Annotated in this window: 25 protein-coding genes; 19 read left to right on the top strand and 6 right to left on the bottom strand. The window is 70.4% G+C overall.

Translation table 11 applies throughout. The annotated features are described in order from the left end of the window. Positions 1-3 precede the first annotated feature (3 nt). From OG371_RS06115 to OG371_RS06085, 7 genes are all read left to right on the top strand, one after another. Entirely contained in the window at positions 4-888 is an 885-nt protein-coding gene (locus OG371_RS06115) for an FAD binding domain-containing protein (RefSeq protein WP_329066421.1), read from the top strand. Beyond that, positions 879-1,349 (top strand): (2Fe-2S)-binding protein, encoded by a 471-nt coding sequence (locus tag OG371_RS06110; RefSeq protein WP_329066419.1) that lies wholly within the window; start codon positions 879-881, stop codon positions 1,347-1,349. The genes OG371_RS06115 and OG371_RS06110 overlap by 10 nt, the downstream gene beginning before the upstream one ends. A gap of 88 nt (positions 1,350-1,437) precedes the next feature. Then, the gene (pucD, locus tag OG371_RS06105) at positions 1,438-3,747 is read left to right on the top strand and encodes a xanthine dehydrogenase subunit D (protein WP_329066417.1); all 2,310 of its coding nucleotides are present in this window, start codon (positions 1,438-1,440) and stop codon (positions 3,745-3,747) included. A 23-nt stretch (positions 3,748-3,770) separates the two neighbouring features. Continuing rightward, the gene (locus OG371_RS06100; protein ID WP_329066415.1) at positions 3,771-4,259 is read left to right on the top strand and encodes a nucleoside deaminase; all 489 of its coding nucleotides are present in this window, start codon (positions 3,771-3,773) and stop codon (positions 4,257-4,259) included. A gap of 148 nt (positions 4,260-4,407) precedes the next feature. Then, positions 4,408-5,850: an NCS2 family permease gene (locus tag OG371_RS06095; protein ID WP_329066413.1), complete on the top strand. Its 1,443-nt coding sequence runs from the start codon at positions 4,408-4,410 to the stop codon at positions 5,848-5,850. 12 nt (positions 5,851-5,862) lie between these two features. Beyond that, on the top strand, positions 5,863-6,249 hold the full coding sequence (locus OG371_RS06090) for an allophanate hydrolase-related protein (protein ID WP_329066411.1): 387 nt from the start codon (positions 5,863-5,865) through the stop codon (positions 6,247-6,249). Positions 6,250-6,265: 16 nt separating this feature from the next. Next, complete coding sequence (locus tag OG371_RS06085; protein ID WP_329066409.1) at positions 6,266-7,366, top strand: glycerate kinase; 1,101 nt, start codon at positions 6,266-6,268, stop codon at positions 7,364-7,366. 1 nt (position 7,367) lies between these two features. Here the strand turns inward: OG371_RS06085 and OG371_RS06080 are convergent, their stop codons facing one another. Genes OG371_RS06080 through OG371_RS06070 form a run of 3 tightly spaced genes read right to left on the bottom strand, consistent with a single transcriptional unit; the run spans position 7,368 to position 9,164 of the window. After that, positions 7,368-8,099: an SDR family oxidoreductase gene (locus tag OG371_RS06080; RefSeq protein WP_442876082.1), complete on the bottom strand. Its 732-nt coding sequence runs from the start codon at positions 8,097-8,099 to the stop codon at positions 7,368-7,370. Next, positions 8,089-8,787, bottom strand: a complete 699-nt coding sequence (locus OG371_RS06075; RefSeq protein WP_329066406.1) for an RraA family protein — start codon at positions 8,785-8,787, stop codon at positions 8,089-8,091. Before OG371_RS06075 ends, OG371_RS06080 begins: the two co-directional genes overlap by 11 nt. Then, entirely contained in the window at positions 8,787-9,164 is a 378-nt protein-coding gene (locus OG371_RS06070; protein WP_329066404.1) for a VOC family protein, read from the bottom strand. The genes OG371_RS06075 and OG371_RS06070 overlap by 1 nt, the downstream gene beginning before the upstream one ends. Before the next feature lie 245 nt (positions 9,165-9,409). Here OG371_RS06070 and OG371_RS06065 point away from each other — a divergent pair, with 245 nt between their 5' ends. The 10 genes from OG371_RS06065 (at position 9,410) to OG371_RS06020 (ending at position 18,835) form a co-directional block, all read left to right on the top strand. After that, positions 9,410-10,576, top strand: a complete 1,167-nt coding sequence (locus tag OG371_RS06065) for an EfeM/EfeO family lipoprotein (RefSeq protein ID WP_329066402.1) — start codon at positions 9,410-9,412, stop codon at positions 10,574-10,576. A 76-nt stretch (positions 10,577-10,652) separates the two neighbouring features. Further along, a complete protein-coding gene (locus OG371_RS06060) occupies positions 10,653-11,861 on the top strand; it encodes a Dyp-type peroxidase (protein WP_329066400.1) in 1,209 nt (402 codons plus the stop codon). A gap of 52 nt (positions 11,862-11,913) precedes the next feature. Continuing rightward, a complete protein-coding gene (locus OG371_RS06055) occupies positions 11,914-13,554 on the top strand; it encodes a phospholipase C (protein ID WP_329066398.1) in 1,641 nt (546 codons plus the stop codon). 134 nt (positions 13,555-13,688) lie between these two features. Beyond that, entirely contained in the window at positions 13,689-14,264 is a 576-nt protein-coding gene (locus OG371_RS06050) for a GNAT family N-acetyltransferase (RefSeq protein WP_329066396.1), read from the top strand. Between the two features lie 57 nt (positions 14,265-14,321). Beyond that, on the top strand, positions 14,322-14,738 hold the full coding sequence (locus tag OG371_RS06045) for a histone-like nucleoid-structuring protein Lsr2 (protein ID WP_329066394.1): 417 nt from the start codon (positions 14,322-14,324) through the stop codon (positions 14,736-14,738). 173 nt (positions 14,739-14,911) lie between these two features. Then, positions 14,912-15,931, top strand: a complete 1,020-nt coding sequence (locus tag OG371_RS06040; RefSeq protein WP_329066392.1) for a FecCD family ABC transporter permease — start codon at positions 14,912-14,914, stop codon at positions 15,929-15,931. After that, positions 15,928-16,968, top strand: a complete 1,041-nt coding sequence (locus tag OG371_RS06035) for a FecCD family ABC transporter permease (RefSeq protein WP_329066390.1) — start codon at positions 15,928-15,930, stop codon at positions 16,966-16,968. The genes OG371_RS06040 and OG371_RS06035 overlap by 4 nt, the downstream gene beginning before the upstream one ends. Before the next feature lie 6 nt (positions 16,969-16,974). Continuing rightward, positions 16,975-17,796 carry an ABC transporter ATP-binding protein gene (locus OG371_RS06030; RefSeq protein ID WP_329066389.1) on the top strand — a complete coding sequence of 274 codons (822 nt, stop codon included), beginning with the start codon at positions 16,975-16,977 and terminating at the stop codon, positions 17,794-17,796. Positions 17,797-17,825: 29 nt separating this feature from the next. Continuing rightward, complete coding sequence (locus OG371_RS06025) at positions 17,826-18,227, top strand: hypothetical protein (RefSeq protein ID WP_329066387.1); 402 nt, start codon at positions 17,826-17,828, stop codon at positions 18,225-18,227. Continuing rightward, on the top strand, positions 18,137-18,835 hold the full coding sequence (locus OG371_RS06020; protein ID WP_329066385.1) for an iron-siderophore ABC transporter substrate-binding protein: 699 nt from the start codon (positions 18,137-18,139) through the stop codon (positions 18,833-18,835). Before OG371_RS06025 ends, OG371_RS06020 begins: the two co-directional genes overlap by 91 nt. A gap of 271 nt (positions 18,836-19,106) precedes the next feature. Here OG371_RS06020 and OG371_RS06015 read toward each other — a convergent pair whose 3' ends face one another. Continuing rightward, the gene (locus OG371_RS06015; RefSeq protein WP_329066383.1) at positions 19,107-20,042 is read right to left on the bottom strand and encodes an MBL fold metallo-hydrolase; all 936 of its coding nucleotides are present in this window, start codon (positions 20,040-20,042) and stop codon (positions 19,107-19,109) included. Between the two features lie 422 nt (positions 20,043-20,464). On the opposite strand from OG371_RS06015, the gene OG371_RS06010 reads away from it, so the two are divergent. Next, on the top strand, positions 20,465-22,573 hold the full coding sequence (locus OG371_RS06010) for a glycoside hydrolase family 2 protein (RefSeq protein WP_329066381.1): 2,109 nt from the start codon (positions 20,465-20,467) through the stop codon (positions 22,571-22,573). A 15-nt stretch (positions 22,574-22,588) separates the two neighbouring features. Here OG371_RS06010 and OG371_RS06005 read toward each other — a convergent pair whose 3' ends face one another. Then, positions 22,589-23,227 carry a TetR/AcrR family transcriptional regulator gene (locus OG371_RS06005; RefSeq protein ID WP_329066379.1) on the bottom strand — a complete coding sequence of 213 codons (639 nt, stop codon included), beginning with the start codon at positions 23,225-23,227 and terminating at the stop codon, positions 22,589-22,591. 105 nt (positions 23,228-23,332) lie between these two features. On the opposite strand from OG371_RS06005, the gene OG371_RS06000 reads away from it, so the two are divergent. Further along, positions 23,333-23,911 carry an SRPBCC family protein gene (locus OG371_RS06000; protein WP_329066377.1) on the top strand — a complete coding sequence of 193 codons (579 nt, stop codon included), beginning with the start codon at positions 23,333-23,335 and terminating at the stop codon, positions 23,909-23,911. A 45-nt stretch (positions 23,912-23,956) separates the two neighbouring features. Here OG371_RS06000 and OG371_RS05995 read toward each other — a convergent pair whose 3' ends face one another. Beyond that, positions 23,957-24,667, bottom strand: coding sequence for a ubiquinone/menaquinone biosynthesis methyltransferase (locus OG371_RS05995; RefSeq protein WP_329066375.1), 711 nt, complete (start codon positions 24,665-24,667; stop codon positions 23,957-23,959). Positions 24,668-24,676 lie beyond the last annotated feature (9 nt).

The following is a 24,676-nucleotide window of genomic DNA, read 5'->3' as shown; positions in this document are numbered from 1 at the left end:
GTCATGGAGTTCCTGCGCCCCGCCTCGCTGGCCGAGGCCTTGGCGGCCAAGGCGGCGCACCCGGACGCGGTGCCCGTCGCGGGCGGCACGGACGTGCTGGTGGAGATCAACTTCGACCACCGCCGCCCGCCCGCGCTGCTCGACCTCAACCGCGTCGCCGAGCTGTACGGCCATGACACGGTGGACGGCCGGATCCGGATCGCCGCCGCGACGCCGTACACCCGGATCATCGCGGAACTCGGCGACCGCCTGCCCGGGCTCGCCATGGCCGCCCGGACGGTGGGCTCGCCGCAGATCCGCAACCGCGGCAGCGTCGGCGGAAACCTCGGCGCGGCCTCGCCCGCGGGTGACTCGCATCCGGCGCTGCTCGCGGATGGAGCCGAGGTCGAGATCGCGTCGGTGCGAGGCACCCGCCGCGTCGAGGCGAAGGACTTCTACCTCGGGGTGAAGCGCAACGTTCTTGAGCCGGACGAGCTGATCACCGCCGTCCACCTCGCGCCCGCCGCCGGTCCGCAGCAGTTCAGCAAGGTCGGCACGCGCAACGCGATGGTCATCGCCGTCTGCGCCTTCGGCCTCGCGCTGCACCCGGGCGAGCGCCGGGTCGGGACCGGGGTCGGCTCGGCCGCCCCGACCCCGCGCCGCGCCGTCGACGCCGAGGAGTTCATCGCCGGCGAGCTGGCGGCCGAGGACCAGTGGGACCGGCCCCGCGCGCTCGCTGACTCGGTGAAACGCCGGTTCGGCGAGCTGGTCGCGCAGGCCGCGGCCCCGATCGACGACGTCCGCGGCAGCGCGGACTACCGCAAGCACGCCCTGTCCGTCCTCGCCCGGCGGACGCTGACCTGGGCCTGGACCGACTACTGCGGCGGGAGGCAGGCCGAATGCGCGTGAACGTGGTGGTGAACGGCGAAAAGCGCCAGGCGGACAACGTCTGGGAAGGCGAGAGCCTGCTGTACGTGCTGCGCGAGCGGCTGGGGCTGGCGGGCTCGAAGAACGCTTGTGAACAAGGCGAATGCGGTTCCTGCACGGTGTACCTCGACGGTGTCCCGGTGTGCTCGTGCCTGGTCGCGGCCGGTCAGGCGGAGGGCCGCGAGGTGCGGACCGTCGAAGGCCTCGCCGACGGCGACAAGCTGGACCCGATTCAGGAGTCCTTTGTGGAGTGTGGCGCCGTGCAGTGCGGCTTCTGCACCCCCGGCCTGCTGGTGACGGCGCACGACCTCGTCGCGCGCACCACCGACCCGAGCGACGCCGAGATCCGCGAAGCGCTGGCGGGCAACCTGTGCCGCTGCACCGGGTACGAGAAGATCTTGGACGCGGTGCGTTTGGCCGCGGCGCGAAAGGAAAACGCATGAGGACTGCTTGCAGGTCCGAATCATCGGCGCCGTGCCTGGCCGACGTGGCGACACAGCCGCGGCTCGCCGCGTCCGTCGAGGAGGCCGGATGACCAGGTCAGCCCCGGCCCGGTCCCCGCAGGATCTGGCCGAAACCGTCAGCGGCGGCATCGGCGCGAGCCCGTTGCGCCCCGACGGCACGCTCAAGGTGCGCGGCGAATTCGCGTACTCCTCCGATCTGTGGCACGAGGACATGCTGTGGGGCGCGACTTTGCGCAGCCCGCATCCACACGCTCGCATCGTGCGCCTCGACGTTTCCCGCGCGCTGGCCCAGCCCGGGGTGCACGCGGTCCTGACCCACGAGGACGTGCCGGGCGAGAACATCTACGGCCTCAAGTACCAGGACACTCCCGCGCTGGCCGAGGACCGCGTGCGGTTCCAGGGTGAGCCGGTGGCGATCCTCGCCGCCGACCACCCCGAGATCGCGCGGCAGGCGCTCAAGGAGATCGAGGTCGAGTACGAGGTACTGGAGCCGATCACCGACCCCGAGCGCGCCGCGCACGACAGCACCCTGCCGAAGCTGCACCCGGACGGGAACCTGGTGCGCTACCAGCGGATCCTCAAGGGCGACCCGGACGCGGCCGCCGAGGTGGTGGTTTCCGGCGTTTACGAGATCGGCATGCAGGACCAGGCGTTCCTCGGCCCGGAGTCAGGGCTGGCCGTGCCGGACGACGACGGCGGGGTCGACCTCTACCTCGCCACCCAGTGGCTGCACGTCGACCAGCGGCAAACGGCCAAGGCGCTCGGCCTGCCGCCGGAGAAGGTGCGGCTCACGCTGTCCGGCGTCGGCGGCGCGTTCGGCGGGCGTGAAGACCTTTCCATGCAGATCCACTCGTGCCTGCTGGCGCTTCGCACCGGCCGTCCGGTGAAGATGGTCTACAACCGCGAAGAGTCCTTCTTCGGTCACGTGCACCGTCACCCGGCGAAGATGTACTACGAGCACGGTGCGACGAAGGACGGCGACCTCGTGTACGTCCGTGCGCGGATGTACTTCGATGGAGGCGCGTACGCGTCCAAGACCCCGGTGGTGGTCGGCAACGGCACGACGCTCAGCGTCGGCCCGTACAACGTGCCGAACGCGAAGATCGAAGGCTGGGGCGTGTACAGCAACAACCCGACGTGCGGCGCGATGCGCGGCCTCGGCGCGGTGCAGCCGACGTACGCGTACGAGTCCCAAATGGACAAACTCGCCGCCGCGCTCGGGATGGACCCCGCGGACCTGCGGATACGCAACGCGATGAGCGAGGGCTCCACCAACGTCACCGGCCAGGTCGTGGACTTCCCGGCGCCGGTCGGCGAGCTGGTCCAGCGGCTGAAGGACATGCCGCTGCCGCCGGAACGCACTGGTGCCGTGGACATCCGCGACCTGCCTGGCGGCGCGTCGAACGTGACGCACGGCGAAGGAGTGGTCCGGGGCATCGGCTACGGCGTGACCATCAAGAACATCTCGTACGCCGAGGGCCTCGACGACTACTCGACGGCTCGCGTGCGGCTGCAGGTCATCGGCGGCGAGCCGGTGGCGATGGTCCACACCGCCGCGGCCGAGGTGGGACAGGGCCTCGTCACGCTGCAACAGCAGATCGCGCGGACGGAGCTGGGCGTGCCGCGGGTGACCGTGCACCCGGCCGACACGAGCGTCGGCGACGCGGGTTCCAGCTCGGCTTCTCGCCAGACGTACATCACCGGCGGCGCGGTGCGCAACGCTTGCCGTGCCGTGGCCGATGCGGTGTACGCGCTGGCTGAGCGTCGGCTCGCCCGCTCGGCTGCCGGGATGTCGCTGGCCGGCGGCAAGGTCGTCGCCGCTGACGGCGAGGTGCTCACCGGGCTGGCCGAGCTGCTGGGCGAGGAAATCGTCGAGGAGACCCGCGAGTACCACCACCGCAAGACCTACCCGTTGGACCCGGAGACCGGCCAGGGCGACGCCCACGTGCAGTACGGCTTCTCCGCCCACCGCGCGGTGGTGGACGTCGACGTGGAGCTGGGCCTGGTCAAGGTCGTGCAGCTGGACTGCGCGCAGGACGTCGGCAAGGCGCTGAACCCCGACGCCGTGCTCGGCCAGATCCAGGGCGGTTCCGCACAGGGCCTCGGTTTGGCCGTGATGGAGGAGATCCAGGTCGTCGACGGCAAGGTGCGCAACCCGTCCTTCACCGACTACCTGATCCCGACCGTGCTCGACATGCCGCCGATGCGCATCGATGTGCTGGAACGGCCCGACCCGCATTCCCCGTACGGCGTGCGCGGCGTCGGGGAGCCGCCCACGATCTCCGCGACGCCGGCCATCGCCAACGCCATCCGCGCGGCCACCGGGCTCGAGCTGCCCCGTGTCCCGATCCGCCCCGAGCACATCACCGGTACCTGAAAGACCATGGGAGAGCTGAAGAAATGACCGTTTCCGCCGCCGCCGACCTGGAACACGGCTGGCTCGCCGAAAGCGTCCGCATCGCCACCCGCAACGTCGCCGACGGCGGCGGCCCGTTCGGCGCGCTGGTCGCCAAGGACGGCGAGATCATCTCCACCGGCGTCAACCGCGTCACGCCCTCGCTCGACCCGACGGCGCACGCCGAGGTCGTCGCGATCCGCGCGGCCTGCCAGGCGCTGGGCGACTTCAAGCTGACGGGCTGCGTGCTCGTCTCCTCGTGCGAGCCGTGCCCGATGTGCCTGGCGTCCGCACTGTGGGCGCGGGTGGACCGCGTGCTCTACGCGGCCGACCGCCACGACGCCGCCAAGGCCGGGTTCGACGACCGCGCCTTCTACGAACTGTTCGAAAACCGCCGCGAAGACTGGGAAGTACCCGTGTCCCGGCTGTCCTTGAAGGACGGCTTCGCACCCTTCGACGCCTGGCTGGACCGGCCGGACCGCGTCGACTACTAGGGATCGATCCACCCCAACACCGGAAGCCCGCACCCCGGGCCCATCCCGGTGCTGACCGGAGCACCACAAAAACCGAAACGTCCCGCTGGCCATGCCCCGATCGCATTCGGGGCGCGGTGCAGCACACCCACCGGCAAGGGGAGGACGCATGACCCAGGTACGCATCGAAGACGCTGTGAGCCCGGAGAAAGACCCGGTCCGGAAGTCGCTTCTGGACCGGTTGTTCGACCTGACCGCGCGGCGCACGACCGTCGGCCGGGAAGTGCGCGGCGGCGTCACCACGTTCGTCGCGATGGCCTACATCGTGCTGCTCAACCCGCTCATCCTCGGCGCCTCCGCCGACATCACCGGCGCGAAGCTCAGCGCCGGGATGGTCACCACCGCCACCGCGCTGGCGGCCGCGGTGATGACCATCCTCATGGGACTGGTCGGCAACGCGCCCCTCGCGCTCGCCGCCGGGCTCGGCATCAACGGCATCGTGGCGTTCCAGATGGCGCCGTCGATGACCTGGGCGCAGGCCTTCGGGCTGGTGGTGCTCGAAGGCGTCTGCATCGTCCTGATGGCGGTCAGCGGGATCCGGGAACGCATCATGAACGCGATCCCGGCGCCGCTGAAGATGGCCATCACTGTCGGCATCGGGCTCTACATCGCCCTGGTCGGCCTGGTCAGCGCGGGATTCGTGACCCGGGTCCCGGACGTGGCCGGCACCACCGTCCCGGTCCGGCTCGGCCTCGACGGGCATCTCAACGGCTGGCCGATCGCGGTGTTCTGCTTCGGCCTGCTGCTGATGACCGTTCTCACCTCGCGCAAGGTGCCCGGCGCGGTGCTGATCAGCATCGCGGTGTCCACGGTGCTCGCGGTTGTGCTGCACGACGGCTTCGGCGTCGGAAACTGGGGCCTGACCACCCCGACGCTGCCCAGCCACGTCGTGGCGGCGCCGAACTTCGGGCTGCTCGGGCACGTCGACCTGTTCGGCGGCTTCGCCTCCGCGGGCGCGCTGACGGCCACGATCTTCCTGTTCACGCTGGTCCTTTCCGGCTTCTTCGACGCGATGGGCACGATCACCAGCGTTTCGGCCGAGGCCGGGCTGTCCAAGGACGGGCGCGTGCCGAAGATGGGCCGCATCCTGCTGGTCGACGGCGCGGGCGCGATCGCGGGCGGGCTGTCCGGCTCGTCGCCGAACACCGTGTTCCTGGAATCCGCGGCCGGCGTCGGGGAGGGCGCGCGGACCGGGCTGGCGAGCGTGGTCACCGGTGTGCTGTTCGCCGCGACGTTGCTGTTCACCCCGATCGCGGGCATCGTGCCGGCGCAGGCCGCCGCGCCCGCGCTGGTGGTGATCGGCGGGATGATGGTGGCGCAGTGCCGCAACATCCCCTGGAACGACCCGGATTACACGATCCCGGTGTTCCTCACCGTCGCGCTGATCCCGTTCACCTACTCGATCACCAACGGCGTCGGCGCCGGCCTGATCGCCTACGTGCTGATCAAGACCTGCAAGGGGAAATGGCGCGAGGCCGGCTGGATCCTGACCGTGCTGGCACTGGTCTTCACCGTTTACTTCGGCGTCGATGTCGTCAAGGCGATCCTCTAGAAAGGACCTTCCGTGACCCTGATCTTCCTCAACGGCGGCGCCATGCGCGGCGAGCCGCTGCACCACCTGCTTGATGGCGCGCCGCTGGTCACCGCCACGACGACCGCGCCCAAGTACCGCTTCTACTCTGTCGGCGGGCAGTGCCCCGCGCTGGTCCCGGTGGCCCACGGCGGCGCGCCGGTCAGTGGCGAGGTCTACGACATTTCACTGGACGCCCTGCGCGACCGGGTGCTGCCGGCCGAGCCGCCGGAGCTGGAGCTGGGCGTGATCGAGCTGGCGGACGGCAGCTCGGCGTTCGCGATGTTGCTGCGCCGGCCGCAGACGTCGCACGTGCAGTTGCGTGACATCACGGAAATCGGTGACTGGCGGGCTTATCTGGCCGGCAGGGAGGCGGCGTGACGGCCGGGTCGCTCCCGTGACGGTGCTGGTGGCCCCGGACAAGTTCAAGGGCTCGCTGACCGCGGCGGAAGTCGCGTCGCTGGTGGCCGAGGGGTTCGCGGCGGTTTCGCCGGAACCGGTGCGGATGCTGCCGGTGGCGGACGGCGGCGACGGAACGGTCGCGGCCGCCGTCGCCGCGGGATTCCGCCGGGTGCCGGCGCGGGTTCACGGCCCGACCGGGCGTCGCGTAACCGCGTACTTCGCGCTTCAAGACGACGTCGCCGTGGTGGAGCTGGCCGAGGCTTCCGGCCTCCACCGGCTGCCCGGCGGCGTGCCCCAACCCTTGACGGCGTCCAGCATCGGCACGGGTGAGCTGATCGCCGCGGCGGTGGCGGCAGGTGCCTCGCGGGTGGTGCTCGGGGTCGGCGGCAGCGCTTGCACCGACGGCGGAGCCGGGATGCTGACGGCGCTGGGAGCGCGTCTGCTGGACGCTTCCGGCGCCGTTCTCCCGCCCGGCGGGGCTGCGTTGGCCTCGCTGTCCAGTGTGGATCTGTCTGACGTGGCTCCGGTGGAGATCTCGCTGGCGTCCGATGTGGACAATCCGTTGCTGGGGCCTTCCGGCGCGGCGGCGGTGTACGGGCCGCAAAAGGGTGCGTCGATCGAGGATGTCCTGACGCTGGAACGCGGTCTGCGACGGTGGTCCGAGGTGATCGGCCCGGAGTTCGCCGCGGAGCCGGGCGCGGGCGCGGCGGGTGGCGTGGGCTTCGCGGCGCTGGCGGTGCTGGGCGCCCGGATGCGGCCGGGCAGCGCTCTGATGCTGGAACTGCTGGGCTTCTCCGATGCCGTCCAGGACGCGCGGCTCGTGGTCACCGGCGAGGGCTCGCTCGACGAACAGTCGTTGCGGGGCAAGGCTCCGATCGGGGTCCAGCGCGCGGCGGCCGCGGCCGGTGTACCGGTCGTCGCGGTCGCGGGCCGTTGCCTGCTCTCGCCGGAGGACTGGCGATCGGCGGGTTTCGAGGCGGTTTACGCCCTCACCGATCTGGAGCCCGACCCGGCCCGCTGCGTCGCGGACGCCCGCTCTTTGCTGCGGCGCCGGGCGGAACAGCTGGCGCGTGAGTGCCTGACGCTGTCGGGCTGAGTCACGAGAAACCGCCGTTGCTGGTGAGGAGCTGGCCGGTGATCCAGCCGCCGTCCGGGCTGAGCAGGAACGCGACCAGGTTGGCGCAGTCGCGGGGCAGGCCGAGGCGGCCGAGCGGGGTCCGGGTGACGACGGTGGTGGCCAGCTCGTCCGTCAGCCAGCCGGTGTCGGTGGGGCCGGGATTGACGGCATTGGCCGTGATCCCCAGCGGTCCCAGCTCGCTCGCCGCGGCGAGCACGATCCGGTCCAGCGCGGCCTTGCTCGCGCCGTAGGGCACGTTGCCCACGACGTGGTCGCTGGTCAGCGCGACGATCCGGCCGTCGCCATGGGGACCGCGGTAGCGCTGGGCGAACTCGCGGATCAGCAGCCAGCTCGCGCGGGTGTTCACAGCGAAGTGCCGGTCGAAGCTGTCGGTTGTGGTATCCAGCAGCCCGGAGTCCACGGACTCGCAATGCGCCAGCACCAGTGCCTGGACGTCGCCCAGCTCGGCCGTGACGCGGTCGAAGAGTGTCGACGGAGTGGCCGGGTCTTCGAGGTCGGCCTCCAGATCGAGGGCAGCCGCGATCTCACCGCGGCCCGCGTCGTGGCCCCAGGGCATCCGGTCGTCGTAGGGCAACCAGTGGGTGCACGCGACGTCCCAGCCGGTCGCGGCCAGCCGGGCGACGATCGCGGCGCCGAGGCCGGCCCGGCGGCCCACACCGGTCGCCAGCGCGAGCGGGCGCTCACTCTTCAACGGCGCCACCGACTGCGCGCAGGTGCTCGCGGAACGTGAGCGAGGGGTTTTCCGCGCGTTTGCGGAGGAATTCGTCGAACCGCACCTGCTGCCGGAGCGTGGTGCCGCCGCGGATGAGCCCGGCCTGGCGGTGCTCGGTGTCGCGAATGGACCCGGCCAGGCGGAAAACCTCCTCGGCCTCGCTCGCGGGCACGAAGAGCACGCCGTCCTCGTCGCCGAACACGAGGTCTTCGCGGGTGATCGTCCACGGGCCGACGGTGGCGCATTCGAGCGCGTCGTCCGGTCGTGAGTGGACGCTCAACGGCCCGGTCGGGATCGAGCCGAGGCTGAACACGGGCAGCCCGATCGCGGCGAGGTCGGCGGTGTCGCGGTGAAGCCCCCAGATCACGATGCCGCCGATACCCGCGGTCGCCGCCTCGATCGCGACGAGGTCGCCGACGCAGCTTTCGTCGAGACGGCCCTGGTTGTCCACCACGAGCACGTCACCCGGCTCGCTGCCGGCGAACGCCTCGAGGAAAACGTCGACACTTCCGACGTGTTGCGCCGGCAGCGCCCGCCCAGCCACCCGTTCGCCCGGCGTCGCCGCCCGCGTCCCGGCCGGCGCGCAGCGGACCTGCAACCGCGCCCGGACGCAGGCGTCGGCGAGGTGCGCGGTGGTGAGCCCTTCGAAACGGCGGCGCAGCTCCATCAGCGCGAGCCCTCTCGTCCGGTGTCCTTCTGCGCGGCCAGCTGGAACAGGTTCCCGGACGGATCCCGCACCATCGCGCGGAAATCGCCGTACGGCGTATCCCACGGTGCCTCCACCGAAGTCGCGCCCGCGGCCAGTGCGCGGGCGTAGGTGCCCTCGACGTCGGCGACGTAGACGTAGAGGAAGGCGGGGAACAATTCCCGGGATTCCGCCGAAGAGACCAGTACCAGCGAATCACCGAGCCGGACCTGGACCGGGCCGCCGGCCGGCGCCGGGGCCGTCGCGGCGAAGACCGAGACGAGGAAGTCGACCGCGGCCGCCGCGTCGGCGACCACCATTCGCGGAGTGACGGTGTGATAGCCGGGTGGCGTGGTCATCCCGGCAGCCAACCACACCGGCGCCCGGGCGGGGCGCCTATTTCCGCGCCTGCGAGCGAATCCGCCATACGGATCGAACCGGACTTAATGACCGTGGACGCTTTGTTCGCTATTTCCGTTTTGGCGCTTCCTTGGCTGAAGTCCTGGTGAATTCCGGGTAGGTGAGCTCCCCGGCCCCTCGCTTCTTCACTTTCCGCACGCATAATTTCGATCCGGTAGTCCGAACGAGTGGCAGGAGTCTTCAGGTGCCGGGGTCTGTGCGTGCCCGCTGGGTGGTGGGGGCCGTCGGTCTGGTGGTGGTCGCGGGGATCGCCATCGCGGTCTGGCCCGACGGCGCGTCGGCGCAGGATCCGGAGATCGCCATTTCCCGCTCTTCCTGTGGTCAGGGGTGGACCGATCCCAAGCCGGGGGCCCAGACCTTCAACCTCCACAACACCGGTTCGGTGACCTCGGAGGTCGACCTGATCGACCCGGCCACCGGCGTGGTCTACGGCGAGGTGGAGGGGCTCGGCGCCGGGACCACCCGGCCGCTCCCGGTGACACTCGGTAATGGAAAGTACGCGTTCCGGTGCCTGCCGGAGGACTCGTCGGCGATCGTGGGCCCGGTGAGCACGGTCAGTGGCGGCGCCGAGCGCGGCCCGGGGGTCGCGCCGGTGACGAACAACGACCTGCTCCAGCCGCTCAAGGCGTACCAGGCACACGTGACGCAGGGGCTGGTCCAGCTCGTCGGCGACATCGGCCCGGTCAAGGACGCGGTGCACCGCGGCGATCGCGCCGGCGCCCAGGCCGCCTGGCTGACCGCGCACCTGACGTACGAACGCCTCGGTGCCGCGTACGACGCGTTCGGCGACTCCGACGGCGCGCTCAACGGCACCACCGCCGGCCTGCCCGGCGGCGTGACCGACCCGGGTTTCACCGGCTTCCACCGGCTGGAATACGGGCTGTGGCACGGCGAAGACCTCGGCGCTTTGGGCGCCGTCGCGGACCAGCTGGACAGTGACGCGCACGCCCTGCAGGATTCGTTCGCCAAGAGCCAGGTGGACGGCAACGACCTCGGCCTGCGCGCGCACGAGATCGTGGAGAACGCCCTGCAGTTCGAACTCACCGGCCGCACCGATTACGGCAGCGGCACGAACCTCGCCACGGCGCGCGCCAACCTCGACGGCGTCCAGACCGTGCTCGACGTGCTGCGCCCGGTGCTCGCCCCGCGCTTCCCGCAGCTGTCCACAGTAGACAGCTGGATGAAGCGCACCGAGACCGCGCTCGACGGGGCCCGCCGCGCGGACGGCAGCTGGACGCCCGTCGGGCAGCTGAGCGCGCCGCAGCGCCAGAAGATCAACGGCGACGTTGCCGAGCTGACCGAGCAACTGGCCCCGATCGCGGCCATCGCCGAGCCGCGGAGGGTCTCTTGAGTACCGCCGACGCACTCTTTCCCGCGGAGGCGGCATCCAGCACCGCCGACGCACTCTTTCCCGCGGAGGCGGCATCATGACCGAATCTTCGCGCCGCAGTTTCCTGCGCCGCACTGTCGTCGGAGCCGGGCTGACGGCGGTCGCCGGAGTCGGAGTCGGCGCTTCCGCAGCAACCGCGGCTGGCAGCCAGGACAATGGAGCGGTCCCGTTCCACGGTGCGCGCCAGGCCGCGATCCTGCGGCAGCCGCCCGCGCAGAGCGTGGTCGCGTCGTTCGACGTGATCGCGGAAAACCGCGCGGAGCTGACCCAGCTGCTCCAGGAGATCACCGATCGCTCGCGGTTCCTGACCACGGGCGGGGCGCCGGCCGCGCTCGGCATCACCGCGCCGCCGGCCGATTCCGGCGTGCTCGGTCCCGTGGTGCCGCCGGGCAATCTCGGCGTGGTGCTCGGCGCCGGCTCCTCGCTGTTCGACGGGCGGTACGGGCTGGCCGACCGCAAGCCGGCGAAGCTCAAGCCGATGACGATGTTCCCGAACGACGCGCTCGACGCGGCGCAGTGCCACGGCGACCTGTCGCTCACCCTCTCCGCCGATTCGGCCGACACCGTGCTGCACGCGCTGCGCGACATCACCCGCGCGACCCGCGGCGGCATGCAGCTGCGCTGGAAGATCAACGGGTTCAGCTCGCAGCCGCGCCCGTCCGGCACCCCGCGCAACCTGATGGGCTTCAAGGACGGCATCGCCAACCCGGCCGAGTCCGAAATGGACCACCTGGTGTGGGTGTCCGGGGGCGGCGAGCCCGCGTGGACCGCCGGCGGCAGCTACCAGGTGGTGCGGCTGATCCGGATGCTCGTGGAGTTCTGGGACCGCGTCTCGCTCACCGAGCAGGAGAACATGTTCGGCCGGCGTCGTGACACCGGCGCCCCGCTCGACGGCGCGAACGAGCAGGACGTGCCGCGCTACGCCGACGACCCGGTGGGCACGGTGATCCCGCTGACCAGCCACATCCGCAAGGCGAACCCGCGCACGGCGGAGACCGACAACAGCCGGATCCTGCGCCGCGCGGTCAACTACGACCGCGGCGTGGACTCCAACGGCAACCTGGACATGGGCCTGGTTTTCCTCTGCTACCAGCAGGACCTCGAGCGGCAGTTCGAGGCGGTCCAGAAGCGGCTCGCCGACGAGCCGCTGGTCGACTACATCTCCCCGTTCGGCGGCGGCTACTTCTTCGCGCTGCCCGGGGTCACCGGTCCCGACGACCACTTCGGCCGGGCGTTGCTCGCCTGAGCCGGCCCCGCAGTTCCCACCACGAGGTCACCGAGATCAGGAGGATTCCCCAGTGGACACAGGAATCGGCAGACGGCGCCGCCGGTCACGGCGGCTGCTCGGCGCCGGCGCGCTCGCTTCGGCGGCCGCGCTGGTGATCGTCACCGGCTCCGCGGCGACGGCGGCACCCGCCCAGCCGCTGCACGCCCAGCCCGCGTCGTGGTTGCCGACGCTCACCCCGATCAAGCACGTCGTGGTGATCTTCGGCGAGAACATCTCGTTCGACCACTACTTCGGCACCTACCCCAAGGCGACCAACCAGGACGGCACCCCGTTCCAGGCCGCGCCCAACACCCCCAAGGTCAACGGCCTGTCGAAGCAGCTGCTGACGAACAACCCGAATGCCTACAACCCCAAGCGGCTCGGTTCGAGCCAGGCGCTGACCTGCGACCAGAACCACAGTTACGGCGCGGAGCAGGCCGCCTTCAACGGCGGCAAGATGGACAAGTTCGTCGAGAAGACCGAGACGGACAAGTGCACCGGCCAGCCCGTGCTGTTCGGCGAGCCCGGCCTGGTGATGGACTACTACGACGGCAACACCGTCACCGGCATGTGGAACTACGCGCAGAACTACGCGCTGAGCGACAACTCGTTCAACACCGTGTTCGGCCCGTCCACCCCGGGCGCGATCAACCTGATCTCGGGCCAGACGCACGGGATGCAGGCGGTCGACCCGGTCACGCACGAGCCGACCACCGACGCCTACGTCACCCAGTCGCCGGACGCCAAGGGCGTCGGCACGGTGATCAACGACCCGGACCCGGCGTGGGACGACTGCTCCGACAAGAACCACACCGCCACCGACAACCTGGGCGCGATGCAGGGCCGCAACGTCGGTGACCTGCTCAATTCGCGGCACGTCACGTGGGGCTGGTTCCAGGGCGGCTTCAAGCCGACCGGCACCGCGAACGGTTACGCGGTCTGCGGCGCGAAGCACGCGAACGTCGGCGCCCAGTCCTCCGTGGACTACAGCCCGCACCACGAGCCGTTCCAGTACTACGCGTCCACGGCGAACCCGCACCACCTGGCGCCGACCTCGGTGCAGGCGATCGGCCAGACCGACCGCGCGAACCACCAGTACGACGTCAGCGACTTCAACGACTCGCTGAAGGCCGGTTCGATGCCCGCGGTGAGCTTCCTCAAGGCGCCCGAGTACCAGGACGGCCACGCGGGCTACTCCGACCCGCTGGACGAGCAGCAGTTCGTCGTCAACGAGATCAACCAGATCCAGAAGTCGCCGGACTGGCGCTCCACCGCTGTCGTGCTGGCCTACGACGACTCGGACGGCTGGTACGACCACGTCAGCGCGCCGATCGTCAACGGCTCGCAGGACGTGTCGCAGGACCAGTCGGTGTGCACCGGCAAGCCGACCACGCAGGGCAAGTACGCGGACCGCTGCGGTTACGGCCCGCGCCTGCCGCTGATGGTCGTCTCGCCGTACAGCAAGGTGAACTACGTCGACCACACCCGGACCGACCAGACCTCGGTGTTGCAGTTCATCGAGGACAACTGGTTCGCCGGCCGCGTGGGCGACTCCTCGTTCGACAGCCGGGCCGGTGGGCTGTGGAACATGTTCAACTTCTGGTGGCCGCAGGCGGGCAAGCTCCCGCTGGACCCGAAGACGGGTGCGGCCGCACCGGGCGGTCACCACTGACGCGGTAACTGTTCGAGCTGAAGGTCACCGGGCGATCCTGCCCGGTGACCTTCAGTCTTTTGCGGGGACGGTTCCCCTCGCCGCGCCGCGAAAAGGCGTTGGCCAAAGGGGTCCGTGACTGGTGTTATCCGCGGGTGACGAACTGGACCGAAACGCCACGGCTCCGGCTGCGCCCGTTCACCCCGGACGACGCGGCCGATCTGGCCGCGCTGCACGGCGACCCGGAAGTGATGCGCTTCATCGACGACGGGCGACCGGTGCCACGCGCGGTGGTCGAGAACTCGACGCTTCCGGGGTTCCTGGCGGAATACCGCGAACTTCCGCGCGGACAAGGGTGTTTCGCCGCGGAGGAAATCGCGACGGGCCGGTTCCTGGGCTGGTTCTCCGCGCGCCCCGCCGTGAGCGCAGGGCTGGACGGCGGCATCGAGGTGGGCTATCGCCTGCGGCCGGCCGTGTGGGGACGCGGTTTCGCGACCGAAGGGCTGCGCCTGCTCGTCGACCGGGTTCTCACCGATCCGGGTGTGGAACGGGTCGTCGCCACCACGATGACCGTCAACAAGCGTTCCCGGCGAGTGCTGGAGAAGGCCGGGCTCACGCTCGTGCGCACCTTCTTCCTCGAGTGGCCCGAATACATCGAGGGCGCGGAACACGGGGATGTCGAGTACGCGCTGTCCAGACAGGACTGGGCGTGTGACAGAGCGCGACATTAGTCGACACGATAGGGTTCGCCCAGGCACATCCTGTAGAAGGTGAAGGAACGACGAACCATGGCGCAGAAGGTTCACGTCGAGATGGTCGACGACATCGACGGCAGCATCGCCGAGCAGACCGTCCCGTTCAGTCTCGACGGTGTTAGTTACGAGATCGACTTGTCGGAGGACAACGCCGCCGCGCTTCGTGACGAGCTGGCCCGTTACGTGGCCGCCTCCCGCCGCACCGGTGGCCGCAAGGTCCGGATCGCCGCGGGCCAGGCCCCGCGCCCGACGTCTTCCGCGGCCGACCGCGAGCGCAACCGGCTCATGCGTGAGTGGGCCGAGGCCAACGGCTTCGCGGTCTCCGACCGGGGCAGGCTGCCGGCCGAGATCGTCAAGGCCTACGAGGAGCGCGAGGAAACCGTGGAGGTCGAGCAGGCCCCGGCCAAGCCCGCCCGCAAGCGCGCGCCGCGCAAGAAGGCGAACGCCTGAACCGCGTGGGGGAGGGCCCGTCACCGCACTCGCGGTGACGGGCCCTTTCTCTTGGCACCCGGGCCGCTGGCGTGACTTAACCGCTGCCGTGACTTAGCCGACAGTAGAGTTCTCGCGCGCGAGAGGTAGATTAGCCAAACCTAATCAACCCCGCCCCGCAAAGGTAAAGAACAGTGGCTGACCGCGCCCGGCCGAGAGCGCTTTCGCTGACCTCCGGTCTGGTCGTGCTCGCCGTCGCGCTGGTGCTGGCCTTGCTGCTCAGCATCGCCGTCAGCTCGCGGGGCCTGTCGCTTCCGACGGTGCTCGACGCGTTGTTCCACTTCGACGCCGCCGATCCCGATCACCTCGTGGTCCGCGAACTGCGGCTGCCGAGGACGCTCGCCGGGGTGCTCGCGGGCGTCGCATTGGGACTGTCCGGCGCTGTCATCCAAGGCGCGACCCGGAATCCGCTCGCCGACCCCGGCCTGCTCGGCGTGAACGCCGGTGCGGCGCTGTTCGTGGTGCTCGGCATCAGCACGCTCGGTATCACCAGCGTCACCGGTTACGTCTGGTTCGGCTTCGCGGGCGCCGCGGTGGCCGGCGCCGTGGTGTACGGGATCAGCGCGCTCGGCCGCGTCGGCGCGACGCCGATGAAGCTCGCCCTCGCGGGTGCGGCGGTGACTGCCGCACTCCAGTCCGTGACCAGCGGGCTACTCCTGACCGACGCCACCACATTCGACCAGTACCGGTTCTGGCAGGTCGGTTCGCTGACCGGCCGGGACGAGGCCGCGATCATCCAGGCCCGTCCGTTCATCGTCGTCGGCGTGGTGCTGGCGCTGGTGTCCGCGCGGATGCTGAACGCGCTGGCGCTGGGGGAGGACGTCGCCCGGGCGCTGGGCCAGAACGTCGCGGTGGCGCGGGTGGTCTGCGCGCTCGCGGTGGTAGTCCTTTGTGGATCGGCGACGGCGATCGCCGGCCCGATCGCGTTTGTCGGCCTGACCGTGCCGCACGTGGCGCGGCTGATCACCGGGCCGGACCACCGGTGGCTGCTGCCGTACTCGGCGCTGATCTCGCCGTTGCTGCTGCTGGTGTCCGATGTGGTCGGCCGGGTCGTCGCCCGCCCCGCGGAGGTGCAGGTGGGCATCGTCACCGCGGTGATCGGGGCGCCGTTGTTCATCGTGCTGGTGCGCCGCCGGAAGCTGGTGACCGTGTGAGCGCGCCGCTGGCCGAAGCCGTCCGTGTGGTCAAGACGGCGCGGCGTCACGGGGCCGCGCGCGTCCGGGTCGTTTCGCTGGTGCTGGCCGTTGCGCTGGTGACGGTCTTCGCGCTTTCGTTGGCAGTCGGTGACTTCACCGTTCCGCTCGGTGATCTGCCGGGCATCCTGCTGGGGAATGGCACCGGCGGCGGCGCGTACGTGGTGACGGAGCTGCGCCTGCCGCGGGCGGTGACGGGCCTGCTCGTGGGGGTCGCGTTCGGACTCGCGGGCGCGCTTTTCCAACGGCTGCTGCGAAACCCGCTGGCGAGCCCCGACGTGATCGGGGTGACGCAGGGCGCGAGCGCGGCGGCAGTGCTGTGCATCCTCCTGTTCGGCGTGTCCGGCGCGGTGGTCTCGGCCGCGGCGCTCGGCGGCGCGCTCGTCACCGGCGCGGTGATCTACCTGCTCGCGCGGCGCGGCGGCGTGAGCGGCTACCGGCTGGTGCTGATCGGCGTGGGTGTCGGCGCCGTGCTGACCAGTGTCGTGTCGTACCTGATGACCTGGGCCGACGTCACGCTCGCGCAGCAGGCATTGGTGTGGCTGACCGGAAATCTCAACGGGCGCGGCTGGGACCACGTCGTGCCGCTCGCGATCGCGCTGGTGGTGCTGGTGCCCGCGGCGCTGGTGCTCAGCCGCGCGCTCACCGGGCTGCAACTCGGCGACGACACGGCGGCGGGCCTCGGCCTGCGCGTCGAACGGACCCGGCTCCTGCTGCTCGTGGTGGCGACGGCGTTTGCCGCGTTCGCGACCGCGGCGGCGGGCCCGGTGGCGTTTGTGGCGTTCGTGGCCAACCCGATCGCGACCCGGCTGGCCGGCGGCGCCCGCACCGGGCTCGTCCCGCCCGCGCTCACCGGCGCGCTCGTGACCCTGCTCGGCGACTTCGCCGCGCAGCACCTGCTCGGCGCGCAGCTGCCGGTCGGGGTGGTCACGGGCGCGGTCGGAGCGCCGTACCTGCTCCTGCTGCTCGCGACCGCGAATCGCGCCGGCCGAGTCTGAGAGGGAATGCTGTTGACCCCCACCCTGCGCACCGAGCGCCTGACCCTCGGCTACGGCCCGGTGACCGTTGTGGACGATCTCACGGCGGCCATTCCCGAGGGCCGCGTGACGATGATCGTCGGGACCAACGCCTGCGGGAAGTCGACGCTGCTGCGTGGCCTCGCCCGCCTGCTCAGCCCGTCGGCCGGCGCCGTGTACCTCGACGGAAAAAGCATCTCTTCCTTACGCAGCAAGGATGTGGCGACGGTGCTGGGCCTGCTGCCGCAGTCGCCGACGGCGCCGGAGGGCATCACCGTCGCCGATCTGGTCGGCCGTGGCCGCTACCCGCACCAGGGCCTGTTCCGCCGCTGGACCGCCGAGGACGACGAGGCCGTGGCGCGCGCGATGCTCGCCACCGACACCGTCGAGCTGGCGAGCCGCCCGGTCGACGAGCTTTCCGGCGGGCAGCGCCAGCGGGTGTGGATCGCGATGGCGCTCGCACAGCGCACGCCGTTGCTGCTGCTCGACGAGCCCACCACGTTCCTCGACATCAGCCACCAGATCGAGGTGCTGGACCTGCTGTCGGATCTGAACCGCGCGGACGGCACCACCGTGGTGATCGTGCTGCACGACCTCAACCTCGCTGCCCGCTATGGCGATCATCTGATCGCGATGAAGGCCGGGCAGATCGCCGCCGAGGGCGCGCCCGGCGACATCCTCACCGCCGAACTGGTCGAGGAGGTGTTCGGCCTGCCGTGCCGGATCATCGACGACCCCGTGTCCGGCACCCCGATGGTCGTCCCGATCGGCCGGCACCACGCCGGCCCGCCCGCCACCCCGCTCCGTTGAAGACCCGGTCCCAGGAAAGGAAGTCCCGCATGCGTTTGGCCAGCTGGACCAAGGCGGTCGCCGCGCTCGCCGCCGTCACCCTCGTCGGCGCATGTAGCCAGCCGGCCAACACCACGACCTCCGGGGTGGGCGACAAGGACGTCGCCACCGGCGGACGGCTCTTCTCCACGGCAGACGCCGAGACCGCGAAACTGAAGGCCGACGTCGGCCCGGGCGTCTTCCCGCGAACGGTGACCCATGCGCTGGGACAGACGAAGCTGGAGAAGAAGCCCACCCGCGTGGTCGTGCTGGACAGCGGTGAACCGACGACGTGCTGGCACTCGGCGTCACGCCCGTCGGCATGGCGACCACCGCGGGCCAGACCGGCGTGCCGTCCTACCTCGCCGACCGGGTCAAGGGGATCCCGACGGTCGGCGACATCAACAACCTGAACCTGGAGAAGATCGCGTCCCTGCAGCCGGACCTGATCCTCGGCAGCAAACTGCGTGCGAACGACCTGTACCCGCAGCTGTCGAAGATCGGCCCGACGGTCTTCAGCATCCGCCCCGGCTTCCCGTGGAAGGAGAACTTCCTGCTGGTGGCCGCGGCGCTCGGCGACGAGAACCAGGCCGTCACGGTGCTGAACGACTACCAGAAGAAGGCCGGCGAGGTGAAGGCCGGGATCGCCGGCACGCCGAAGATCTCGTTGCTGCGCTTCCTTTCCGGCAACATCCGGCTGTACGGGAACCTGTCGTTCATCGGCGTGATCCTCAAGGACGTGGGGCTGACGCGCCCGGCCAACCAGGACATCAACGAACTCGCCGCGCAGATCTCAAAGGAACGCATCGACGAAGCCGACGCCGACTGGATCTTCTACTCCAGCTACGGCGCGGGCCCCTCTCCCGACGAGAAGGCCGTGACCTCGAGCGGCCTGTGGACCGCCCTCGGCGCAGTCAAGGCGAAGCACGCCATCCCGGTCGACGACGAGGTCTGGTTCCTCGGCCTCGGCCCGATCGGCGCAATGCGAGTCCTGGACGATCTGAAGAAGTACCTGGGCTGACCGGGGAAGGCTGGCTCGTGAGTGTTCGTGCCGGTTCTAACCGTCGTGAACACTCACGAGTCCCAGGCACCGCCGCAGGAACTCGTAGACGTCGCCGAGTCCGCCGCACCGGCCACACGCCTTCCGCTCGCGGTCCAGACCTGATCCCAGGCACTCCGGGCACGTTCTCGGCATGACAACCCGCTTTCGGCTGGTGACTGCTGACCGCCGGAAGATTCGCTGTTGCCGCTCGGCAACGCGGGTGACCTACGGAGTGAAACCGAAACAGCCGCTACAGGCCCAGCCGCGCGTCAAGATCGATCTTGCCGCCCGCAGCGTCCAGGATGGCGCTGATCGCCTTGTCCTCCTGGAGGTGGCCGCCGTGCTGGTCGGCGTGGGCGCGCATGAGGTTGCCGACGTGGCGTTCCGGGTTGTTCCAGTGCGGCCAGCGGCGGCGGGCGATGGTGGCGAGCGCGGGGAAGTCGGGGGTGCCTTCCGCGGCCGTGGCGTCGAGCAGCCAGTGCAGGTAGGTGCGCAGCACCGCGACCGGGAAGCTGCCCGGGTGGCTGAGCCCGCCGTGGCCCGGCACGAACGTGCGGACGCCGGGGAACATCTTGTCCATCCACTCCAGCGCGTCGAGCCAGCCGGGCACCGAGCCGTGCACCGCCATCGGCGTCGCGCCGACGGACAGCAGGTCGCCGGTGAACAGGGTGCCGGTGCGGGGCTCGAACAGCACCAGGTCGCCGTCGGTGTGCGCGACGCCGGGGAAGGGCACGATCTCCACGACCACGCCGCCGAGGTTGATCTCCGCGGGCGCCGTCACCGCGTACACCGTTTCGGGGGCCGGGGCCTCGAGCGTGCCCCAGTGGCTGAAGCTGAACGCTTCCTCGTTCCGCTGCGGCCCGGCCCGCACGATCGGCACCGCGGCCGGCGCGGCCAGGATCCGGCCGCCGTTGCGCAGCGCGACGCCCGCGCCGTTGTGGTGGGTGCCGTGCGCGTGGGTGATCACGAGCGTCAGCGGCATCTCGACCGTGGAGTACTTCCGCACGTCCTTGACCAGGTCGAGCGTGTCGCGCTCGGTGCCGCAGGTGTCCACGAGCAGGACACCGTCACGGCCCCGGATCCAGCCGCAGTTGGACACCAGCCAGTCGCTCGGACTGCGGACATAGGCGACCACGCTCGGGTCGGAGTACCTGAGCGGGACGATGTTGCGCCTGATGGCGGGCATGGAATCCCCCTCGTGGGCCGTGCCGCCGTGATACCGGACCACCGCATGGTAGTGGATCACTGACCTTCGAATGGTATAGACCAAGTGGGCGTATGTCAGCAGGCCGGGGGATCGCGTTCTCGCTCAGCCTCCCGGAGCAGACGGCCTCGTCCGGCAACCGGGAGCGCTCCCGCCCCGCCCGCTTCTCGTTTCCGGTGATCATCAGGCCTGCCCGGTTCCCTCTCCCGCACCGCCGGTTCGCGAGGAGGTTACCCCTGGAACGGCCCCGCGGCCCGGACCTGTTAGCCCGTGTGGCCCATGACTTGGCCGGATTTTCCGGGGCCGGGGGCGGATTGTTGACGTGGTTGTAACAGCGCGACTACATTGCGGAGCCATTCAAGCGTCTGGACTTCATTCACATCCATGAATATCGAGGTGGTGTCGTGCGCCGCTCACGATGGTTGTCCGTGGCACTGGCCGTGGTTCTCGGCGTTTCCGGATTCGCTTTCGCCCCAGGGGTTTCGGCCACGCCGGCCGGGGCGCGTGCGCAGATCGGCCTCGACGGGGGCTGGCGGTTCGCCCGCGAGGACGTGCCGGGGGCCCAGGCGCCGGGCTTCCCGGACGCTTCGTGGACGAGTGTGGCCGTGCCGCACACCTGGAACAACCTCGACGGCCAGGACGGCGGCGGCGACTACTACCGCGGGGCCGGCTGGTACCGGAAGCACTTCACGCCCCCGCCGTCGCTGGCGGGCAAGCAGCTGTGGCTGCAGTTCGACGGCGTCAACACCGTCGCCGACGTCTGGGTCAACGGTGTCCACCTCGGCCAGCACCGCGGCGGTTACGCGACGTTCCGCTTCGACGCCACGAGCGCGCTGCGGACCGGCCGCGACAACGTGATCGCCGTGCGGGTCGACAACTCGAGCCAGCCCGACGTCGCCCCGCTGAGCGCGGACTACACGTTTTTCGGCGGCATCTACCGCGACGTCTCGCTCGTCGGCGTCGACCGGCTCGGCATCCGGATGGACGACTTCGGCGGCCCGGGCGTCTACCTCGCCCAGCGTTCCGTGACGGCGGAGTCGGCGAGCGTCGACGTCACCACGAAAACACGCAACAGCGGCACCGCCGCCCGGCAGGTCCGCGTGCGGACGGTGGTCACCGACGCGAGCGGCAAGGTCGCCGCGACGGTGCTGTCCCCTCCGCAGGAACTCGCCGCCGCAGCCGGTGCCGACGTCACACAGCGGGTCGAGATCCCGAAGCCGCACCGCTGGCAGGGCAAGGCGGACCCGTACCTGTACCGCGCGACCGCCGAGGTCGTCGACGCGCGCACCGGCCAGGCCACTGACTCCGTCAGCCAGCCACTGGGGCTTCGAGCGTCCACTGTGGACCCGAACACCGGCTTCTCGCTCAACGGGCAGCACCTGGCCCTGCACGGCGTCAACGCCCACCAGGACCGCCTCGACGAGGGCTGGGCCGTCGCGAACCGGCAGCGCGACCAGGACTTCGACCTGATGGACGAGATGGGCGTCAACGCGCTGCGGACCGCGCACTACCAGCAGTCCCAGCACGTCTACGACCTCGCCGATCAGCGCGGTTATGTGGTCTGGGCGGAAATCCCGCTGGTCAACGGCGTCACCGACAGCGCCGCTTTCCGCGCGAACGCCGCGCAGCAGATGTCCGAGCTGATCCGGCAGAACTACAACCACCCGTCGATCGCGTTCTGGGGCATCGGCAACGAGCAGGCGAAGAGCGACGCTGTCACGAACGACCTCCTGCAGGCGCTCGCCGGCCAGGTCAAAGCCGAGGATCCGACGCGGCTGTCCACCTATGCCAACAACCGGGGCGGCCACGACTCGGTGTCGGATCACGCCGATCTCTCGGCTTACAACAAGTACTTCGGCTGGTACGACCTGTCCGCGCCCGGCCCCGGCCCGTGGACCGACCAGCTGCACGCGGCGGACCCGGGCCGCCGGATCGCGATCAGCGAGTACGGCGCGGGCGGCAGCGTCAACCAGCACGTGGAGAATTCCACGGTGAAGCCGCCGGTCATCCCGTCACGCACGCATCCGGAGGAATACGAGACGCTGGTCCACGAGAACTCGTGGAAGCAGATCGAGACGCGGCCCTACCTGTGGGGCACCTTCGTCTGGAACATGTTCGACTTCGCCTCGGACGGGCGCGCCGAGGGTGACACCCTCGGCCGCAACGACAAGGGCCTGGTGACCTACGACCGGCAGATCCGCAAGGACGCGTTCTATTGGTACAAGGCCAACTGGACGACCACGCCGTTCGTCTACCTGACCAGCCGGCGCTGGACCGATCGGACCACGGCGGCGACCACGGTGAAGGCGTATGGCAACGGCGTCGACACCGTCTCGCTGACGATCAACGGCGTCGCGGCCGGCAGTCCGGAGGCTTCCGCGGACCACATCTACAGGTGGCCGGTCACCCTCCCGCCGGGTGCGAACGTGGTGAAAGTGACCGGTGTACGCGGAGGTCACGCGTACACCGACACGGTCACCTGGACCCTGGCCGGTCAGGACCAATCCGGGTAGACGCGCGGCGTCGGGTCATTCGTCGTCGAGACGCGCGAGTCTGGTGATGAGGCGCTCGGCGATGTCCGGCGGCCAGCGGAAGGCGGGGGAAACTGCCCGCTGGTGGGCCAGCCCGTGCAGGCCGAGCCACAGGACGACCGCGTCGGCGCCGGGATCGGTGCTGGTGAGCAGGCCCGCGTCGGCGCAGGCGGTGAGAGTCTCGGCGAGCAGCCCCATGCTCGCCTCGCCGAGCCTGGCCAAGTCGGTTTCGGACACGGAGCTTTCGCTCGGATTCGGTTTCCAGAAGCCGCCGAACATCGTGCGGTAGCGCCCGGGGTGGGCGGCGGCGAACTCCAGATAACCGTGGCAGATCGCGAAGAGCTGCTTCCGGGGGTTCTCTCCCGCGGCGGCCACGCCGGTACGCAGCCGGTCGTCCAGTTCGGCGAAGGCGCTCTGTGTCACGGCGAGCACGATGGCGGGCTGATCGGGGAAGTGGCGGTAGATCGAGGGCGCCGCGATCCCGACGCGACGCGCGACCGACCGCAGGCTGATCGCGCTGTCGTCGCCGGTCTCGTCGAGCAGTTCGGCCGCCGCCGTCACGATCTCGTCGCGCAGCCTTGCGCCCTCGCCGCGACGGTTGCGGGCACGGGCCGGTGCCGCCGTGTCCTCGCTCATGCCGTCAGCTTACTGCACAAAACTTACACCTGTTACCTCTTGCGCCGGATCAGGTAACACTCGTAACTTTACGACTGTAATCATTGGCGGAAGGGACCGATCCAGATGAACAACCGGCGCAAGCTCTTGAACGTCATCGGCATCGCGGCATTGAGCGCCGCCGCGGCACTGTCAGCGCAGTCGCCGGCGGTGGCCGGGCAGTCGCAGCCAGGCCACGCGGAATGCCGGGGTGTGACTGTCGACGAGAGCGCCCCGGTGATCAGCCGGGCCAGCGTCTTCATCCATGCGCCGTTACGGGAGGTGTGGGGTCTGCACACCGACGTCGGAAACTGGGCGGATTGGAGCCCGGAGATCACCCCGGCGCGCAAGGAGACGCCGGGACCGCTGCGGCCGGGCTCGGTCTTCACCTGGTCCCCGCAGGGCATGAAGGTCACGTCGACGGTGAAGACGGTCGTGCCCGGACGGTGCATCGCCTGGGGCGCCCCGGTGAACGGGATCACCGGCGTGCACCTGTGGACTTTCAAGCCGGTCAGGGGCGGCGTGCTGGCGACCACCGAGGAGTCGTGGGCCGGCCCGCCTGTCGACGCCGACGTCCCCGGCAACCAGAGCAGCCTCGACAAGGGACTCGGCGACTGGGTCAACCGGCTCAAGGTCACCAGCGAACAGCGGTCAGGTTGCCAGTGATCCCGACCGGTGCGGGCTCAGCCGAAACGCTGGTACCCGGCGGGTTCAGGCCTTGAACCCCCGGTGCAGCGCCACCACGCCACCGGTCAGGTCCCGCCACGCCACCCGCGTCCACCCCGCGCGCTGCAGGTCCGCGGCCAGGGCCGGCTGGGTGGGCCAGGCCAGGATGGAGTCGGCGAGGTAGTCGTACGCCGGGACGTTCGTGCTGAGCGCGCGGGCGATGCGCGGGGCCGCCTTGCGGAGGTAGGCCTGGAACGCCGCCTGGGTGAGCCGGGACGTCGGGTGGCTGTACTCCGCGACGACCACGCGTCCGCCCGGGCGGACGACGCGGCGCATCTCGGCCAGCGCGAGCACATGGTCGGCCACATTGCGCAGGCCGAAGGAAATCGTTGCGGCGTCGAAGGAATCGTCCTCGAACGGCAGGTCCATCGCGTCGCCGGGGACGAACTCCAGCTCGGGCACGCGGCGGCGCGCCACCCGCAGCATGCCGGGGGAGAAGTCGCAGCCCACCACCGAAACCCCGGGCGCCGCGAGTGCGCGCGAGGACGTGCCGGTGCCCGCCGCGACGTCCAGCACACGCTGGCCCGGCCGCAGGTCCAGCGCCCGCGAAACGGCCCGGCCCCACCGTCCCATCTGCCCCAGCCACAGCACCGACCGCGTCCGGTCGTAACCCTCGGCAACCTCGTCGAACATGGCCGAGACCTGATTCGCCTGCTTGTCCAGTTCCGCGCGCATAGTGCCTCCCAGGATAGCCATTCGCGCACC

It is taken from the genome of Amycolatopsis sp. NBC_01480 (assembly GCF_036227205.1).
Classification (GTDB): domain Bacteria; phylum Actinomycetota; class Actinomycetes; order Mycobacteriales; family Pseudonocardiaceae; genus Amycolatopsis.
The sequence above is the reverse complement of the archived record's forward strand: the minus strand, read 5'-3'. Positions and strand labels throughout refer to the sequence as shown.